Below are 17752 nucleotides of genomic sequence, written 5' to 3'. Positions count from 1 at the left end.
TGCTCCGTCGCGCCGAAAATGCCGTCGCCACGGAAGCGCCATAACTGCGCTTTCATCATTAGACAACACTAGTGTTCCTTAATTCATTCCGGAATGCCACCATTGCAGTTACCGGGCGTGGCGGCGGGGGTAAATTTCCCACCCCACGGTCCTCGCGTAAGGTCTAAAGCCATGAAAGGGAAACTACGGGGAGTGCTCGATAGCGTTAAGGCAGAACTGCCGCGCTTGGGTACCGCAGGTTCTCGTTCCGCACAGTTGCACGCTGAAGGCACAGGCGCGCAAGCCGGTGATACTCGCTACGATTTCATCACCCAAGCGCCAGAGGTCCTCCAGCACACCACAGTCTCCCAAAAGCGCACCTTTTTCATCTTGCGGTGGGCGGGAACCGTCGGATCCCTCCTCATTGCCTTTGGTGCTTTGGGCGCGGGTGCCTTGCCGGTAGTGGGCAACCCTTATGACAATGTGCCCTTTGGCTCGCTCATGTCACGCATGCTGCAGACCTCGTCTGCCCTTGTCATGGTGGGCGTGGGACTTTTAGTTACGGCCTGGATTTTCCTCGCCCCATTCGTGGGCACCCCGCTGCGCCAAGCGCGACCTGGCGGACCCGCTAGCGATCGCTCCCGCCGGCTCGTTTCTCCGCGCCAGCTGTGGATCACGTGGGCCGGGTGGATCATTCCCCTCATTTTTACCGCGCCCTTATTTACCCAAGACATTTATTCTTATTTGGCCAATGGGTCCATCGTCGCACAAGGGATGGATCCCTATTCCGCCGGCCCGGTGCAGCTCTTGGGCGCTGGCGACGAGCTCGCGCGCTCCGTACCGTTTATCTGGGCAAATTCACCATCGCCCTATGGGCCAGTTGCCTTGGGATTGGCGGCAGTCGTCAGCATCGTCACCGGAAACTCCATCGTCTTAGGCGTAATCGCCCACCGCCTACTTTCCATCGTGGGCATCATCGTGGCTGGCTGGGCCATCACGCAGCTTGCTCAGCGATGCCGCGTCTCCCCTGCCTCTGCAATATGGCTCGGCATCTTGAACCCACTGACCATTCTTCACCTCGTGGGCGGTATCCATAATGAATCCATCATGCTTGGATTGTCGTTATTGGGCATGGAACTCGGTTTAAGGGGTATCGATAAGCTGGGGCACGATAAAAGAGGAGCCTACTTAGCACTCATAGCCTCGGGAGTTTTCTTATCCTGCGCCGGAATGGTCAAGGTTACTGGCTTTATTGGACTCGGCTTTATCGGCATGGCTTATGCCCGCCACTTGCACATGCAGGCACGCGTGCCACGCTGGCAAGCCTTATTCACGGCCATCGCCGTACAGGCTGCGGTGCTCGTAGTCACCATTGCGCTCATCAGCCTCATCACGGGAATTAACCTCGGATGGATTACCGGGCAAGGCGGCGCCGCCACAATTCGGTCTTGGCTTTCACTGTCCACAACGGTAGGAGTTGGCGCCGGTTTCCTCGGGATGTTTCTAGGGCTTGGGGACCATACAGACGCCATATTGACCATCACCCGCAGTTTCGGTGTCTTGGTCGCAGTCGCCTTTATGGCCCGCATGCTGTACGCCACCCTGCGCGGATATATCCACCCCGTCGGCGGGCTGGGAATCTCTACCCTGGTGCTTGTCATTTTCTTCCCGGTGGTCCACCCCTGGTACATCCTGTGGGCCGTTTTGCCATTGGCAGCGTGGGCGAACCGGCACATCTTCCGGTCTAGCGTCGTTGCCTATACCGGCGCGATGAGCTTTTTCGTCCTACCACGTGGCCTAGGCCTACCTGCGGGAACGGTGCTTTCCATTTATATCGCCGCTGCCTGCGCATTCGCCGTAGTAGCCGGAGTGTGGTGGGGTGCTATGCGCCGAAATGGAATCCGTGTCTTAAACTAGGCACCCGTGAATGTCATTCCAGCCGATAGCCCCGCCTTGTCCTTGGAGGGTGTGGTAAAGAAATTTGGCCCCACGGCAGCCGTCAACGGGCTCAGCCTGAGCGTTGCACACGGCGAAATATTCTGCCTGCTCGGGCCCAATGGTGCTGGCAAGTCCACCACCATCGAAATGTCTGAAGGCTTTATCCACCCCACCGCCGGGTCCATCAAGGTCTTGGGCCTTGACCCGAGCACCGCACCAGATAGGGTGCGCGAAAAAGTGGGGATCATGCTTCAAGGCGGCGGGTCCTACTCAGGTATCCGCGTGCTAGAAATGCTGGAATTGACCGCTCGCTATAACGCCAATCCACTGCCACCGGCATGGTTGCTCGAAACCCTCGGCTTGCAAGGTGTTGCACGCACGTCCTACCGACGGCTATCCGGAGGGCAACAACAGCGGCTATCGCTCGCACTCGCGGTCATCGGCAGGCCCGAGCTGGTTTTCCTCGATGAACCCACCGCGGGCATGGACGCCCAATCCCGCCTCGCCGTGTGGGATCTCATCCGCGCCCTCAAGCGCGACGGGGCCACCGTTATATTGACCACCCACCTGATGGATGAGGCTGAATCGCTGGCAGATCACATCGCCATCATGGATCACGGCGCGCTCGTGGCGCAGGGAACCCCGGCAGAACTGACCTCCCAGGGCGAGGCCGCCGGGTTTAGTTTTAGCGCCAACTCCGCAGTTGACTTGGACGCCTTGCAGCGAATTGGGATCCCCACGACCGCCTCGCGGCCACTGCACTACCGCGTGAGCCAGCCCAGTTCACCGGAATTGATTTCCGCCCTCGCCGCCGAGCTCGCCCGGCAAGGAGTGCTTTTGCGAAGCCTAGAATCCCACCACCGGAACCTCGAGGAGGTATTCCTCGATCTCACAGGCAGGCACTTGCGCAGTTGATGAAGCCCTGTGTCTTGTCTTCATCCTAAAATCACCAGTACCCGCACCCACCACAAGCGAATTTTCAAGGAATAGGCCCCCGTTTATGAGCACAACGTTTCCCCCCGGCACTTTCCGCCCGGCACCCAAGCGGGCGAGCGCAGGCGCCATCATCCTTGCCCAAGGCGGCATGGAAGCCAAGCTCATGCTGCGCCACGGCGAACAACAACTGCTCAGCATCGTTATCCCACTCGCCATCCTGCTTGGGACCGCCCACCTGGAATCAACCACAGGCCATGGTCTGCACGAGGTTTTCCCCATGGTGCTTGCGGTGGCGGCGACATCGGCTGGCTTTACCGGGCAAGCCATCTCCCTGGCCTTTGACCGCCGATACGGGGCTTTAAAGCGCACCGGCGCCTCCGGCGTACCGGCATGGGCGATTATCGGCGGCAAAATCATCGGCGTGTTGACGATGGTGGTATTCCAGATTCTTGTGCTCGGTGCCACTGCCTTTGCCTTGGGCCTGCGCATCAGTGTGCCCGGGATTCTGCTCATGATCGTCTCGCTCATATTTGGCGTCGCTGCCTTTACCGCCATGGGTTTGGTGCTTGGCGGCACCCTCAGCTCTGAGGCCGTACTCGCGCTGGCAAACCTCATTTGGTTCATCCTTCTGGCGATCGTCGGCTGGGCCCTATATTCCCAGGGCTTAGGGGATAATGGCCTGCTCAATATCGTGCCTACGGTGGCGCTTGCGGGCGCGCTTGCCGATGCCTCCAATTCCACCTTTCCCGGCATCGAACTCATTTCCTTGACCGCGTGGCTGGCAGTGGCGTCGTATGCGGCCGTTCGTTGGTTCCGCTTCGACGGCTAAATGTGAGTTATTACCAGATCCCTGCGAAAAAGAGCCAAAGGTTTCGGTTCGCTACACACCCACTAGTAGGATGCACCTTGTGAATTACTGGACCAGAACTAAACGCTTTTTTAAAGAAGCCGTCCCTACCGTGGAGCAACAGCGCCTCATCGCGCTGATCCTGATCTTCTGCCAAGGCGGCATCACCGTATCTGGTTCCATTGTCCGCGTCACCGGCTCCGGCCTTGGTTGCCCCACATGGCCCCAGTGCCAGCCTGGTTCCTTGGTGCCGGTAGAAGGCGCAGCACCGGCAATCCACCAGGTCATCGAGTTTGGCAACCGCCTCCTCACCTTTGTTGATTCCGCCGCAGCCGGCGCGGCAGTAATCGCGATGTACATGGCGTGCCGCCGTCCTGAGCTCAGGGTCTATGCCTGGCTCAACGTGGCCGGCATCGTGCTGCAGGCCGTTATCGGCGGCATCTCCGTGCACCTGGATCTGCGCTGGTGGTCCGTAGCACTTCACTTCCTGCCCTCCATGGTGCTGGTATGGCTTGCCTGCATGTTGTACGCCCGCATTAAGGAACCCGATGATGGCACCGCACAGCCGCGGTTCCCGCAAGCGATTCGTATTCTCGCCGTCATCGCTACCATCGCCCTCTCGATCGTCCTGATTACCGGCACCATGGTGACCGGTTCCGGTGTGCACTCCGGTGACTCCGGAGTGGGAATGGAAGGCCGCTTGGATGTAGATACCGAGTCCATGGCTATCGCCCACGCCATGTGCATGTACGTCTACCTCATCTTTACCGCCATTACCGTCTTTCTGCTGTACAAGCACCGCACGCCGCAGGACACCAAGAAGGCTGGCTGGGTCCTTATCGTCTGCATCCTCATTCAGTGGGCCGTGGGCGTCTTGCAGTTCTATCTGGGCGTGCCGCGGTGGACGGTCCCCTTCCACATTGGTATGTCCGCCGTGGTCACCGGTTTTACCGCCCTGCTCTGGGCACATGGGCGCCACCGCGTCGGTGGCACTCCGAATCTCATCTCAGGCTCGCCCCTCGGGGACGATAAATACGCCGTCCGCCAGCATGCATTAAATGAGGAACGCGCCGCCGTCTAAGATTTAGACAGCACTATTTTTCTGCAGCTTATGGGCTTTGTGGGATAGCATGGCCGTATGTATGCTATCCAGATCACAGAAACGGGCGGGCCGGAAGTCTTGCGCTACGCCGAGGTTCCTGCCCCTACGCCCACTGAGGATGAAGTCTTAGTCGATGTCACCGTAGCGGGCGTGAACTATATCGATACCTACTACCGCGAGGGTATCTATAATGCTCAGACGCCTTTCATCCCTGGCTTTGAGGGAACGGGACGCGTTGTCCACGATCCCAAGGGAGAAATTGCGGAAGGCTCCCTGGTGGCATGGCACCACGCCTTTGGCTCCTATGCCGAGCAGGTTTGCGTCCCTCGAAATGGACTTGTCGCCGTGCCGGATGATTTCCCCACCGAAATCGCGGCCTCGATGCTGCTGCAAGGCATGACCGCACACTTCCTGTCCCACGGCGTCTATGAGCTGGGCGAAGGCGCTACCTGCCTTATTACCGCTGGTGCGGGTGGTGTGGGCCAACTGTTGACCCAAATGGCGTCCTCTTTGGGGGCAACGGTCTATACGGTCGTCTCCACCAATGAGAAGGAAGAGATTTCGTATAAGTGCGGCGCCGACCACGTCTTTCGCTACAGCGATGGCTTGGGCGAGCAGGTTCGCCGGTTTAATGGCGGCTGCGGCGTCGATGTGGTCTATGACGGCGTGGGCCAAGCCACCTTCTTCGAATCGCTCGAAGCCGTTCGCCCGCGCGGCACCGTCGCACTCTTTGGTGCTGCCTCCGGCCCAGTTGAGCCCATCGACCCTCAGCTGCTCAATAAGCATGGCTCGATTTTCTTGACCCGACCTTCACTTGGAGCGTGGACGGCGCAAGAGGGCGAATTCCAGATGCGCGCGCAAGCGGTGGTCCAGGCCGTGATGGATGGAGACCTCAAGTTCAACGTTTCGGCCTCCTACCCCTTAGAAGATGCAGCACAGGCCCACCGCGACCTACAATCGCGCAGCACCACCGGTTCCATTGTCCTGCGGGTAAAACAGGACTAGGGCACACAAATAAGCGCGAGCCCCACGGACTCGCGCTTTAGCGTGCTACTGGGTTCTAGAACAGGGTGGAGGACCAACCGAGCATCCGACCGATCGGTTCCCAGCCTATGACGGCATCGATGGACAGGCCGATAAAGAGTACCGACAGGTAGTTATTTGAATAGATAAACAGGCGCATGGGTTTTACCTTTGCGCCTTTCTTTACGCCTTGGTGCAGGCGAATGGATAGCCACAAAAAGACCGCACCGGAAGTTACGGCGGCAATGAGGTAAATCCACGATGCCGCAGGAACGATAAGCAGCGTGACGATGACCGTGCCAACGGAATACCACACGATTTGGCGGGTTACTTCTTGCTCCGTCGCCACGACCGGCAACATCGGGACGCCGGCCTTGCGGTAATCTTCCTTATACTTCATGGCCAAGGCCCACGTATGTGGCGGAGTCCAGAAAAAGATAATAAGGAATAGGACTATTGCCTGCCACCAGCGGTCGGGCTCGCCTGCTGGCGCGTTATCACGAATCACGGCCCAACCCACCATGGCCGGCATACATCCTGCTAAACCGCCCCACACGATGTTTTGGGCATTGCGCATCTTCAAAAACTTGGTGTAGACGAAGACGTAAAAGAAGTTCGTCAGGATGACGAAGAACGCCGCCAACCAAGAATTTGCGAGGATTCCCAGCCAGAGCACCGAAACCACGAGCATGATCCAAGCAAAGATCGCCGCGTTTCGCTTAGAAATCGTGGCGCGCACTAGTGGCCGCGCTCGGGTGCGTTGCATCTTTTGGTCAATTTCATAATCGACCACATTATTAAAGGTATGGGCAGCAGCAGCGCCCATCCAACCGCCGAAAATGGTGGAAATGATGAGCCAGATATTTTCAGAAACCGCCTCAACGCCCCGTTGTGCTTGGAGCATCGCCGGAATTGCGGCCACGAGGAGGAGTTCAATAATCCTCGGCTTCGTTAGCGCAAAATAGGCCTTGATGGTCTCCAAGGAATTCCTCCACTATCTGAACAGACGTTAATCTACAGCACACACGCTACACAGCGCGGTATGCCCACGGTGTAGTGGTCGCACACCCCGGCACAAAAGTTCCGGAGAATTAATTCACACTATGGCTTACATTTAAAATGCGCTACACATGGATCGTATCAATGCAGCGGAAATGCAGAGAGTAACTAATGCTATGCCGTACACCGCTTAGCCATGCCAGCTTACCGGTTACCCGCAGCTTTCAATAATTCCGCACCACCGTCAAAAAAGTAACTAGACTGTATGGAGTTCAGTAGTTAACGCCTAGAGTTAAGCGAGGCTTTATACCGTGTCGAAAGATAATTTGTCCCCAGACCTGCAAGCTATGGTCGAGCGCCGTTATCCGGACGACTGGACAGAGACCGATACTCGCGCGGTCGACACCGTGCGCGTCCTTGCTGCCGATGCCGTCCAGAATTGCGGCTCCGGGCACCCAGGCACGGCGATGTCCTTGGCTCCCCTCGCCTACACGCTTTACCAGCGCGTTCTCAATCACGACCCCAATGACGTGAATTGGGCGGGCCGCGACCGCTTCGTGCTGTCTGTCGGCCACTCTTCCCTGACCCTGTACATTCAGCTTTTCTTGGGTGGTTTCGGCTTGGAGATGAAAGATCTCCAACAGCTGCGCACCTGGGGCTCCCTTACCCCTGGCCACCCTGAGGTGCACCACACCGATGGCGTGGAGATCACCACCGGCCCCCTCGGCCAGGGCCTGGCATCATCGGTGGGCATGGCCATGGCCGCCCGCAAAGAGCGCGGCCTCTTCGATCCTGAGGCACCAGCTGGTCAATCCCCGTTTGATCACTACGTCTATACCATTGCCTCCGATGGTGACCTGCAGGAAGGCGTTACCGCAGAGGCATCGTCCCTGGCCGGCACCCAGAAGCTGGGCAACCTGATCGTTTTCTGGGACGATAACCGCATTTCCATCGAGGATGACACCAATATCGCCTTCAACGAGGACGTCGCCGCGCGCTATGAGGCATACGGCTGGCACGTCCAGACTGTTGAATCCGGCGAGGACGTCGTCGCCATTGAAGAGGCAGTGCGCAATGCCCAGCAGGAAACGGAGCGCCCCTCCTTCATCCGCGTTAAGACGGTTATTGGTTACCCTGCCCCCACCAAGATGAACACCGGTGGCGTCCACGGCGCCGCGCTTGGCGATGACGAAGTTGCCGCCACCAAGGAAGTGCTCGGCTTCGATCCAGAAAAGACCTTCCACATCGATGATGAGGTCTTGGCTCACACCCGCAAGCTGGGTGAGCGCGGTGCCGAAAAGCACGCGCAGTGGCAAGAAAAGTTCGACGCTTGGGCGGCAGAAAACGCCGAGAATAAGGCGCTCTTTGACCGTGTGACGGCCCGCGAATTGCCAGAAAACTTCGACGCCGAGCTGCCTGTATGGGAGCCAGGTGATGCGATTGCCACCCGTAAAGCCTCCGAAGCGACCATCCAAGCGCTAGCCGCTGCCTTGCCAGAAATGTGGGGCGGCTCGGCCGACTTGGCGGGTTCCAATAACACCGTGATTAAGGGCGCGGATTCCTTCGGTCCTGAAAACATCACCACCAATAAGTGGTCCGCACAGCCATATGGCCGCAACCTCCACTTTGGCATCCGCGAGCACGCGATGTCCGCCATCATGAACGGAATCGCTCTCCACGGAAATACCCGCGTATATGGCGGTACCTTCCTGATCTTCTCCGAGTATCAGTACCCTGCCGTGCGCCTCGGCTCGCTGATGTCTACCGATACCTACTACGTGTGGACGCACGATTCTATTGGCTTGGGCGAGGACGGCCCAACCCACCAGCCAGTAGAAACCCTGTCAGCGTTGCGCGCCATTCCGAACCTGTCTGTAATCCGCCCTGCCGATGCCAATGAAACCGCGCAGGCCTGGGCCGCAGCGATGGAATACAAGGCTGCACCGAAGGGCCTTGCGCTTAGCCGCCAGAATCTTCCCATCTTGGACGGCACCAAGGAAAAGGCTCGCGATGGCGTTCGCCGCGGTGCCTACACCTTGGTCGAAGGCTCCAAGGATGAGCCAGATGTCATCTTGCTGGCCACTGGCTCGGAGGTACAGCTCGCGGTGGAGGCAGCCAACCAGCTCGAAAGCGAAGGCACGTCCGCTCGCGTGGTATCTGCTCCGTGCCTGGAGTGGTTCGACGAGCAGGATGCAGAGTACCGCGAATCGGTCCTGCCCAGCAGCGTGAAGGCTCGCGTTTCCGTTGAGGCTGGCCTCGCCATGTCCTGGCACAAGTACACCGGTACTTTCGGCCGCAACGTCTCCCTAGAGCACTACGGCGCTTCTGCTCCCGGCGATGAGCTCTTCAAAAAGTTTGGCTTCACCTCTGCTGCAGTTGCCGATGCCGCACGCGAGAGCATCGCCGAAACGCAGCGCTAAGCCCACCTCACCGACGCTTAAAGGAATGACTATGAACAACATTTCTGAACTTGCCCAATTGGGTACCTCCACGTGGCTCGATGATCTCTCGCGCCAGCGTTTGGAGTCTGGAAACTTAAAAGAGGTTATTTCCTCCAAGTCCATCGTGGGTGTGACGACCAACCCGGCCATCTTCGCCACCGCTATGACTAGTGGCACAGCCTATGACGCGGACTTGGCTGCATTGAAGGAGAAGGGTGCTTCGGCCGATGAGGCCGTCTATTCCCTGGCCATTACGGACGTGCAAAACGCCTGTGACCTTTTCGCCGATATTTACGCCGAGACCGACGGCCAGGATGGCCGCGTATCCATCGAGGTGGATCCGCGCATCTCTGACGATGCAGCGGCAACCCTCAAGCAGGCCCGCGAACTGTGGGACAAGGTGGACCGCCCCAATGCGATGATCAAGATCCCGGCTACCAAGGGCTCCCTTCCCGCAATCGAGGATGCCCTCGCAGATGGAATCAGCGTCAACGTCACCCTGATCTTCTCGGTCGCCCGCTACCGCGAGGTCATCTCCGCATTCCAGGCCGGGCTCAAGCGCGCGGCCGAGGGTGGCAAGGACGTCACCAAGATTCATTCGGTCGCATCCTTCTTCGTCTCCCGCCTGGATACGGAAGTTGATAAGCGCTTAGAAGCTACCGGTTCCGAAGAAGCCCTGTCCCTGCGCGGCAAGGCCGGTGTCGCTAATGCGCAGCGTGCCTACGCCCTCTTCCAAGAAGAATTGCTCGGTGACAACGGCCTCCCAGAAGGCGCTCCCGTACAGCGACCACTGTGGGCTTCCACCGGCGTGAAAAACCCTGATTACCCAGCAACGCTGTACGTGACCGAGCTGGCTGGGCCGCACACGGTCAATACCATGCCGGAAAAGACCATTGATGCGGTCCTGCAGGAAGGTGGCCTCCACGGCGACACCCTGTCCACGGCCGGCGAAGAAGCCGAGAAGGTCTTCTCCCAGCTCGAATCGGTGGGCATTGACCTAGAAGATGTCTTCGTGGTCCTTGAGCGCGAAGGCGTCGACAAGTTCGTCGCCGCGTGGAATGACCTCCTTGATTCCCTCAAACAGCGACTCGCGTAAACTACGACCGTGGTCTTAGCCCCGCCGGAAAGCCGGCGGGGCATTATGCCGCCACTAGTTGAAAGACTACTCAGCTTTTCCCTCCAGGAAGGATAATCCGTGACGGACTCAGCCGCTTGGGTCAATCCCTTGCGTAATGCCGCCGATAAACGATTGCCACGCATCGCGGGCCCCGCGGGCATGGTCATCTTTGGTGTAACCGGCGATTTAGCTTTCAAAAAGCTCTTGCCGGCCATCTATGACCTTGCCAGCCGCGGTCTCTTGCCCGCGGGTTTCACGCTCGTCGGCTATGGCCGCAGGAACTGGGATAACGCGGACTTCTGCGATTATTTCCGCAGCGCGGTAGAAGCCGGTGCCCGCACTGACTTTAATCACGACGTCTGGGAGCACTTATCCCAAGGAATCGAGTTCGTGCAAGGATCCTTTGATGATGAGGGCTTCGACAGGCTTTCTGCACGGTTGGCCGAGCTGGATAAGGCCAGGGGCACGGGAAGCAACTGGGCATACTACCTTTCGGTGCCGCCAGAGTTCTTCTCCGATATCTGCCACCAATTGGAACGCGTGGGCATGGCCAATTCCATGGAGGATTCGTGGCGCCGCGTGATCATCGAAAAGCCCTTTGGACATGACCAGGAATCCGCGCGCGAACTCAATGAAATCGTCAACGCGGTCTTCCCCGAATCGGCCGTCTTCCGCATCGATCACTACCTGGGCAAAGAGACCGTGCAAAATATTATGGCGCTGCGGTTTGCCAACCAGATCTTTGAGCCGATGTGGAACGCGCACTATATCGATCACGTGCAAATTACCATGGCCGAAGATATCGGCCTCGGCGGCCGCGCTGGCTATTATGACGGAATCGGCGCTGCACGCGACGTTATTCAAAACCACCTCCTGCAGCTGCTCGCCCTCGTCGCAATGGAGGAGCCCTCTTCCTTCGAGCCGGAGGCGCTGCGCGCCGAAAAGGTCAAGGTGCTGCGCGCCACGCAGCCAGTGCATCCGCTGAATAAAACCACCGCTCGTGGCCAGTACACCGCCGGCTGGCAGGGCTCGGAATACGTGAAGGGCTTACGCGAGGAGGAAGGCTTCGATCCCGCCTCCACTACCGAGACGTACGCGGCATGTACGCTGGAGGTCAATTCGCGGCGCTGGGGTGGCGTGCCGTTCTACCTGCGCACGGGAAAGCGGCTGGGGCGCCGCGTTACCGAGATTGCCTTGGTCTTCAAGGCCGCGCCGAACCAGCCCTTTGTCGATGGCGAAACCGATGCCCTTGGCCAAAATGCGGTGGTTATCCGCGTTCAACCAGATGAGGGCGTCACCATGCGCTTTGGCTCAAAGGTGCCAGGCTCCACCATGGAGGTGCGCGATGTGAACATGGACTTTGCCTATGCCGAGGCATTCACCGAGGAATCCCCCGAGGCCTATGAGCGCCTCATCTTGGATGCCCTCCTCGATGAATCATCCCTGTTCCCCACCAATGAAGAAGTCGAACTATCGTGGTCGATTTTGGATCCGATCATCGATTACTGGTCCAAGCATGGTGAGCCCGAAGATTATAAGGCGGGCACATGGGGGCCCACCTCAGCCGATAAGATGCTGCGCCGCCGGGGTCACTCCTGGCGCCGCCCGTAGAAGGGATGTAGTCAATGATTATTCCATTGCCTAATACCACCACTGGTGAAATTGCCAAGAAGCTTGTCGATGCCCAGGAGCACTACACCCGCACCACGGGCCGCGTGCTCACCTTAATCGTGGAGGCACAAGAAGGCGACGATCTGGAACAAATTCTTGCCTCTGTGCGCGATGCCTCTCATGAGCACCCCTCCCGCGTGCTCGTCGTGGTCCCCGGTGACCCGAATTCTGATACCCAGCTCGATGCCCAGCTCCGCGTCGGTGGCGAGGCCGGTGCCTCCGAGACCGTCGTCATGCAATTGCATGGGGCGCTCGCGGATCAAGCCGAGTCCGTGCTCACTCCGCTCTTGCTGCCGGATACCCCACTGGTCGCATGGTGGCCCAACGTATGCCCCCAGGCGCCGTCAAAAAGCCCCGTGGGCAAATTGGCCCAGCGCCGCATCACCAATGTGGCCCATAAAGGCACCGTGGGCGAGCAGGATCTGCGCGCGCTTTCTGATGGCTACTCCCCCGGCGATTCCGATATGTCCTGGGCCTCCATCACGCTGTGGCGCGGGGTCGTCGCATCGGCGCTCGATCACCATCCCCATGAAAAGGTGCTATCGGTAGAGGTCGCCGGCCCTGCCGGGCATCCGGCGCCTAACTTCGCGGCGGGTTGGTTGCTTGACCGCCTCAGCGTCCCAGTACAGCGCACGGCCGAGGAAGCTAATAGTGACTATTTCCCGGTTACCCACCTGCGCTTTAACCGGGAATCGACCCACGTGGATGTGGATGTCGTCGATGAGCGCACTGTGCGAGTGCGCGTACCGGGTACCCCAGACTCGCTAGTCAGTCTGAGCCCGCGCACGCAAACCGAAATCCTCTCTGAGGAATTGCGCCACCTCGATGCCGATAAAACTTACGCCCAGGCGCTACGTGCTCTGGGAGAAGTAGACTACAGTAAGCTTTAACAGCGCACTTGTTTATGCCGATTCTTTGCAAAGGATTCTGATACCGAATGGTAACGCTTCACCGCGTCAGCGATGTAGATGACCTTATTTCCCAAGCCGCACTCAAATTTATTGAGACCATCGCCGGAATTCAGGCCGGTAACGGTGGCATCCATGGTGACGGCGTAGCAAGAATCGTACTAACGGGTGGGGGCGCAGGAATCGGACTGCTGCACGAGCTTGCGCGCCTTGACTTTTCCGCCCAACAGCAAGGTGAAAATTACCCTGCCCTGCGTATCGATTGGTCCCGCGTGCACATCTTCTTTGGCGATGAGCGCAATGTTCCGGTCAGCGACCCAGAATCCAACGAAGGCCAAGCGCGTTCCGCGCTGCTCGATCACGTCGATATTCCAGATCAGAATATCCACGGATTCGACCTCGGCGCGGTCTCCATGGAGGCTGCCGCCAATGCTTACGAGCCGGAGCTGAAAGACTTCGCACCTTTAGGCTTCGATCTACACCTTTTGGGCATGGGCGCAGAAGGCCACATTAACTCCCTGTTCCCCCACTCTCCTGCCATCCGTGAGCAGGAAGAACTCGCGGTACCGGTACACGATTCGCCCAAGCCACCCAGCGAGCGCATTACCCTCACGTTGCCGGCGGTTAATAGGTCCGAGCGCGTCTGGCTCTTGGTTGCCGGGGAGGAAAAGGCCGCTGCTGCGAAGAGCATCGTTGACGGCGTCGACGCTGAGGAGTGCCCAGCGGCCGGTGCGCAAGGGACGAAGGAGACGATCCTCTTCCTTGCTGACGATGCCGCGCAGGAACTTTAAAAACATCGCCGCCCTTCCTGCTTAACGCACAAAGCGCCGGTACCTCAGCCCCACCCTTTCTCTGCGAAAGGACACGGGATGAAGTACCGGCGCTGTTGTTTGGCCGGGTCCTAGGCCGCGAAGGCCTGGATGAGGTTAAGGCCAACGATGCAGGCCAACCAGATAATCACCATGACGATGGTATAGCGGTCCAAATTCTTTTCCACCACGGTCGAACCGGACAGGTTCGATTGCACACCGCCGCCGAAAAGGCTAGACAGGCCGCCGCCTTTGCCCTTGTGTAAAAGCACAAAGATGGACATCAAAATAGCTGAAATTAGCAAAATGATTTCCAGTGCTAAGACCATGAGGTTCTTCCTTTTCTCAACGTGCGCCCAGTGGCACCTTCGATGTACTACCGAAAGTCACGCTTGCCACCGGCGCGAAGTACTTACCTGCTTTGCCTACGCAAAGCAATCACAAGGGCCTACTGTACACCATGCCGCGGGCGGAGCTCACCCCAACCCGCGGCATACCAGTCACCTTGTGATGGTTGTTAACGCATGTTAACTAACGGCATTAGCTGCATTGGCGGCTAGCTTGGCGAAGTCCTCTCCTACCAAGGAAGCACCACCGATGAGGCCGCCGTCTACGTCCGGCTTGCTGACGATATCCGCAACGGAGTCAACCTTTACGGAACCGCCGTACAGGATGCGAATACCTTCGGCAACCTCGTCGCCCGCGAGTTCCTTGACCAAGCCACGGATGGCGGCGCACACTTCCTGCGCGTCATCCGCGGAGGCAACCTTGCCGGTGCCGATGGCCCACACGGGTTCGTAGGCGATAACCGTCTTGGATAGCTGCTCGGCGCTAAGTCCCTGCAGGGAATCGCGGGTTTGGTTCACCACGTAGTCAACGTGGGTGCCGGCCTCGCGCACGTCGAGCGGCTCGCCCACGCAGACGATGGGGCTGATGCCATTTTCCAAGGCCGCTGCGGCCTTTTCAGCGACCAGCTGGTCGGTTTCGCCGTGGTATTCGCGACGCTCGGAGTGGCCAACGACTGCCCAGCTGCATCCCAGTTTGTTCAGCATCTGGCCGGATACCTCGCCGGTGTAGGCACCAGACTCGTGCTTGGAGATGTCCTGCGCACCGTAGGTGATCTTCAGCTTATCGCCCTCAACGAGCGTCTGAATCGTGCGGATATCGGTAAATGGAACCATGTAGGCTACATCTACCTTGTCGTAGTAATCCTCCGGCAGGGAGAATGCGAACTTTTGAACGGAGCCGATGGCCTCAATGTGATCGAGGTTCATCTTCCAGTTGCCAGCAATAAGTGGTGTACGTGCCATAATTAGTCCTTTCTTTATACGCCTGTATTTAGCTGTTTAGGCGGTTTATGCTTCGAGCACGGAAACGCCCGGCAGCTCCTTGCCCTCGAGGTATTCGAGGGACGCGCCGCCGCCGGTGGAGATGTGGCTGAAGCCATCCTCATCGAGGCCCAGGGTGCGCACAGAGGCTGCGGAGTCGCCGCCGCCGACGACGGAGAAGGAACCGTTAGTGGAGGTGGCATCGATAATCGCCTGCGCTACTCCAGCGGTACCCTTGGAGAAGGCTTCCATTTCGAATACGCCCATGGGGCCGTTCCAGAATACGGTCTTGGAGTCTGCCAGTACGTCGGCAAATTTCTCGATGGACTTAGGTCCGATGTCCAGGGACATCCAGCCCTCAGGAATGCCATCGAGCTCAACGACCTTGGTCTCAGCATCGGCGGCGAACTCGCTGGCGGCGGTGAGGTCAACGGGAAGGACGATCTTGTCGCCAAAGCGCTCCAGCAGGCTCTTGCAGTTTTCGATCTGGTCCTCTTGCAGCAAGGACTCCTGAACGTTGTAGCCCTTGGCTGCCAGCAGGGTGTAGCACATGCCGCCGCCGATGATGATCTTATCGGCCTTTCCAGCAAGTGCTTCGATAACGCCAAGCTTGTCAGAGACCTTTGCGCCACCCAGTACAACGACGTATGGGTGCGCCGGATCCTTTGCCACGGTGGACAATACGTCCAATTCCTTTTCCACCAGCTTGCCGGCGTAGGCGGGCAGGCGCTTGGCGACGTCATATACCGAGGTCTGCGCGCGGTGCACAACGCCGAAGCCATCAGAGACGAATGCGCCATTATCAGCAGCCAGGGCGACGAGCTCGTTGGCGAATTCGCCGCGCTCTGCCTCATCCTTAGAGGTCTCGCGAGGATCGAAGCGGACATTTTCTACCAGCATGACATCGCCGCTGTTTAGCCCGTTTGCGCGCTCGTGAGCGTCTTCCCCGGTGACGTCGTTGGCCAAGGCAACGTACTGATCTAGGGCCTCGGACAACGCTTCTGCGACAGGAGCCAGGGAGTACTTGGAATTTACCTCACCCTTGGGGCGGCCGAGGTGGGCGGAAAGGATGACCTTCGCGCCGCCATCAACAAGAGCCTGAATCGTGGGAAGAGATGCGGTGATGCGGCCGGGGTCGGTGATATTTCCGGCATCATCCAGCGGCACGTTGAAGTCAGAACGAACCAGAATGTGGCGGTCCTCTACGCCTTCTTCTAGCAGGTTATCTAGGGTCTTAAAAGCCATGTGTTACTCCTTTTAAAGTGGATTCTGCAGTTAAGGTTGCTACATAAAATGATACCGGCCACAACGTCGTGCCGTCAGGACGTTCGTTGTGGCCGGTATCGCATTAAGGGGTGCTCTGTATTAGAACTTTAGAGCTTTTCTGCAACCAGGTTGGTCATGCGGACGAGCTGGGAGGTGTAGCCCCACTCGTTGTCGTACCAACCCAGAACCTTGACCAAGTTGCCGTTGGAGACCTTGGTCATGCCGGCATCGAAGATGCAGCCGTGCGGGGAGGTTACGATGTCAGTGGAAACTAGGGGATCCTCGGTGTATGCGAGGGTGTCCTTCAGCTCGCCTTCAGCTGCCTCCTTCAGTGCCGCGTTGATTTCCTCAACGGTGACGTCGCGGGAAGCGGTGAAGGTCAGGTCAGTTGCGGAACCGGTAATGACCGGAACGCGCATTGCGTAACCGTCCAGCTTGCCTTCCAGCTCAGGCAGGACCAGGGACACGGCCTTTGCTGCACCGGTGGAGGTAGGCACCAAGTTGACGGCTGCGGCGCGGGCACGACGCAGGTCCTTGTGAGGAGCGTCCTGCAGACGCTGGTCACCGGTATAAGCGTGAACGGTGGTCATCAGGCCCTTTTCCACACCGAACTTTTCATTCAAGACCTTGGCCATAGGGGCCAGGCAGTTGGTGGTGCAGGAAGCTGCGGAAATAACGTTGTGGTTAGCTGGGTCGTAGGTGTCGGAGTTAACACCGTAGACGAAGGTTGCGTCAACTTCCTTACCAGGGGCGGAAATGATGACCTTCTTGGCGCCGGCCTCAATGTGAGCCTTTGCGTCGTTACCGTTGGTGAACAGGCCGGTGGACTCGATAACGAGGTCCACGTCCAGCTCGCCCCACTTCAGGTTCTTCGGGTCCTTCTCGTTGAAGACCTGGATGCGGTTGCCATTGACGGTGATGGAGTCATCGTCGTAGGTAATCTCGCCGTCGAAGCGACCCAGTACGGAGTCGTACTTCAACAGGTTAGAGAGAGTTTGGTTATCGGTCAGGTCGTTGACGGCAACGATCTCAAGGTCGTTGTCGGTCCGGTTAACTGCGTGGAAGAAGTTACGACCAATGCGGCCAAAGCCGTTAATGCCTACGCGGGTAGTCACTGTAAATCTCCTCAAAGAGTCGAGTAATTATTTCTATGGGCCTACCGCGGGTCCTTCGAGTACTTTACTGCTCTGGGTGAGTAAGGTGCCCGAGGCTTTGCCCAACAACCGCAATACTACAGAGCCTTTATAGCGCGTGCAGTGGGCTGCAAGCCTGACAACGCAGGATCTGAAAGTTTTCCGATCTAGGCGTACAATCTTCCCGAGTATTTTTGTTTTTTCCGAATATTCAGGCTGTTCAAGCCCGTTTAAGTTGGTTCTTGTGGACTTTAC

Annotated in this window: 15 protein-coding genes; 10 read left to right on the top strand and 5 right to left on the bottom strand. The window is 58.3% G+C overall.

The genetic code is table 11. The features are described 5' to 3' along the window. The first annotated feature begins 171 nt into the window (after positions 1–171). From mptB to QP891_RS01695, 5 genes are all read left to right on the top strand, one after another. Entirely contained in the window at positions 172–1896 is a 1725-nt protein-coding gene (gene mptB / locus QP891_RS01715; protein WP_284769778.1) for a polyprenol phosphomannose-dependent alpha 1,6 mannosyltransferase MptB, read from the top strand. Positions 1897–1902: 6 nt separating this feature from the next. Beyond that, the gene (locus QP891_RS01710; RefSeq protein WP_284769777.1) at positions 1903–2832 is read left to right on the top strand and encodes an ABC transporter ATP-binding protein; all 930 of its coding nucleotides are present in this window, start codon (positions 1903–1905) and stop codon (positions 2830–2832) included. A gap of 85 nt (positions 2833–2917) precedes the next feature. After that, complete coding sequence (locus tag QP891_RS01705) at positions 2918–3682, top strand: ABC transporter permease (protein ID WP_284769776.1); 765 nt, start codon at positions 2918–2920, stop codon at positions 3680–3682. A 70-nt stretch (positions 3683–3752) separates the two neighbouring features. Continuing rightward, a complete protein-coding gene (locus tag QP891_RS01700) occupies positions 3753–4781 on the top strand; it encodes a COX15/CtaA family protein (RefSeq protein WP_284769775.1) in 1029 nt (342 codons plus the stop codon). Between the two features lie 57 nt (positions 4782–4838). Then, positions 4839–5807, top strand: coding sequence for a quinone oxidoreductase family protein (locus QP891_RS01695; protein WP_284769774.1), 969 nt, complete (start codon positions 4839–4841; stop codon positions 5805–5807). Between the two features lie 55 nt (positions 5808–5862). Here the strand turns inward: QP891_RS01695 and QP891_RS01690 are convergent, their stop codons facing one another. Then, positions 5863–6807 carry a heme o synthase gene (locus tag QP891_RS01690; RefSeq protein ID WP_284769773.1) on the bottom strand — a complete coding sequence of 315 codons (945 nt, stop codon included), beginning with the start codon at positions 6805–6807 and terminating at the stop codon, positions 5863–5865. A gap of 364 nt (positions 6808–7171) precedes the next feature. Between QP891_RS01690 and tkt the strand changes: the two genes are divergently transcribed. The 5 genes from tkt (at position 7172) to pgl (ending at position 13752) form a co-directional block, all read left to right on the top strand. Continuing rightward, positions 7172–9244, top strand: a complete 2073-nt coding sequence (tkt, locus tag QP891_RS01685) for a transketolase (protein ID WP_284769808.1) — start codon at positions 7172–7174, stop codon at positions 9242–9244. A 31-nt stretch (positions 9245–9275) separates the two neighbouring features. After that, positions 9276–10361, top strand: a complete 1086-nt coding sequence (tal, locus tag QP891_RS01680) for a transaldolase (RefSeq protein ID WP_284769772.1) — start codon at positions 9276–9278, stop codon at positions 10359–10361. A 99-nt stretch (positions 10362–10460) separates the two neighbouring features. Then, positions 10461–11993, top strand: a complete 1533-nt coding sequence (zwf, locus tag QP891_RS01675; RefSeq protein ID WP_284769771.1) for a glucose-6-phosphate dehydrogenase — start codon at positions 10461–10463, stop codon at positions 11991–11993. 14 nt (positions 11994–12007) lie between these two features. Continuing rightward, complete coding sequence (locus tag QP891_RS01670; RefSeq protein WP_284769770.1) at positions 12008–12943, top strand: glucose-6-phosphate dehydrogenase assembly protein OpcA; 936 nt, start codon at positions 12008–12010, stop codon at positions 12941–12943. Positions 12944–12990: 47 nt separating this feature from the next. Continuing rightward, positions 12991–13752 (top strand): 6-phosphogluconolactonase, encoded by a 762-nt coding sequence (pgl, locus tag QP891_RS01665; protein ID WP_284769769.1) that lies wholly within the window; start codon positions 12991–12993, stop codon positions 13750–13752. Positions 13753–13862: 110 nt separating this feature from the next. On the opposite strand, the gene secG is transcribed toward pgl, so the two are convergent. The 4 genes from secG to gap all read right to left on the bottom strand — a co-directional run bounded on the left by secG (position 13863) and on the right by gap (position 17479). Beyond that, positions 13863–14099 carry a preprotein translocase subunit SecG gene (gene secG / locus QP891_RS01660; RefSeq protein WP_284769768.1) on the bottom strand — a complete coding sequence of 79 codons (237 nt, stop codon included), beginning with the start codon at positions 14097–14099 and terminating at the stop codon, positions 13863–13865. A gap of 198 nt (positions 14100–14297) precedes the next feature. Then, entirely contained in the window at positions 14298–15080 is a 783-nt protein-coding gene (tpiA, locus tag QP891_RS01655; protein ID WP_284769767.1) for a triose-phosphate isomerase, read from the bottom strand. Between the two features lie 45 nt (positions 15081–15125). Beyond that, positions 15126–16343 (bottom strand): phosphoglycerate kinase, encoded by a 1218-nt coding sequence (locus tag QP891_RS01650; protein WP_284769766.1) that lies wholly within the window; start codon positions 16341–16343, stop codon positions 15126–15128. Between the two features lie 128 nt (positions 16344–16471). After that, the gene (gene gap / locus QP891_RS01645) at positions 16472–17479 is read right to left on the bottom strand and encodes a type I glyceraldehyde-3-phosphate dehydrogenase (RefSeq protein ID WP_284769765.1); all 1008 of its coding nucleotides are present in this window, start codon (positions 17477–17479) and stop codon (positions 16472–16474) included. Positions 17480–17752: the final 273 nt, after the last annotated feature.

Source organism: Corynebacterium sp. MSK310 (genome assembly GCF_030227355.1).
Classification (GTDB): domain Bacteria; phylum Actinomycetota; class Actinomycetes; order Mycobacteriales; family Mycobacteriaceae; genus Corynebacterium; species Corynebacterium rhinophilum.
Note: the sequence above shows the minus strand (reverse complement) of the source record. Positions and strands in the feature narration are given on the sequence as shown.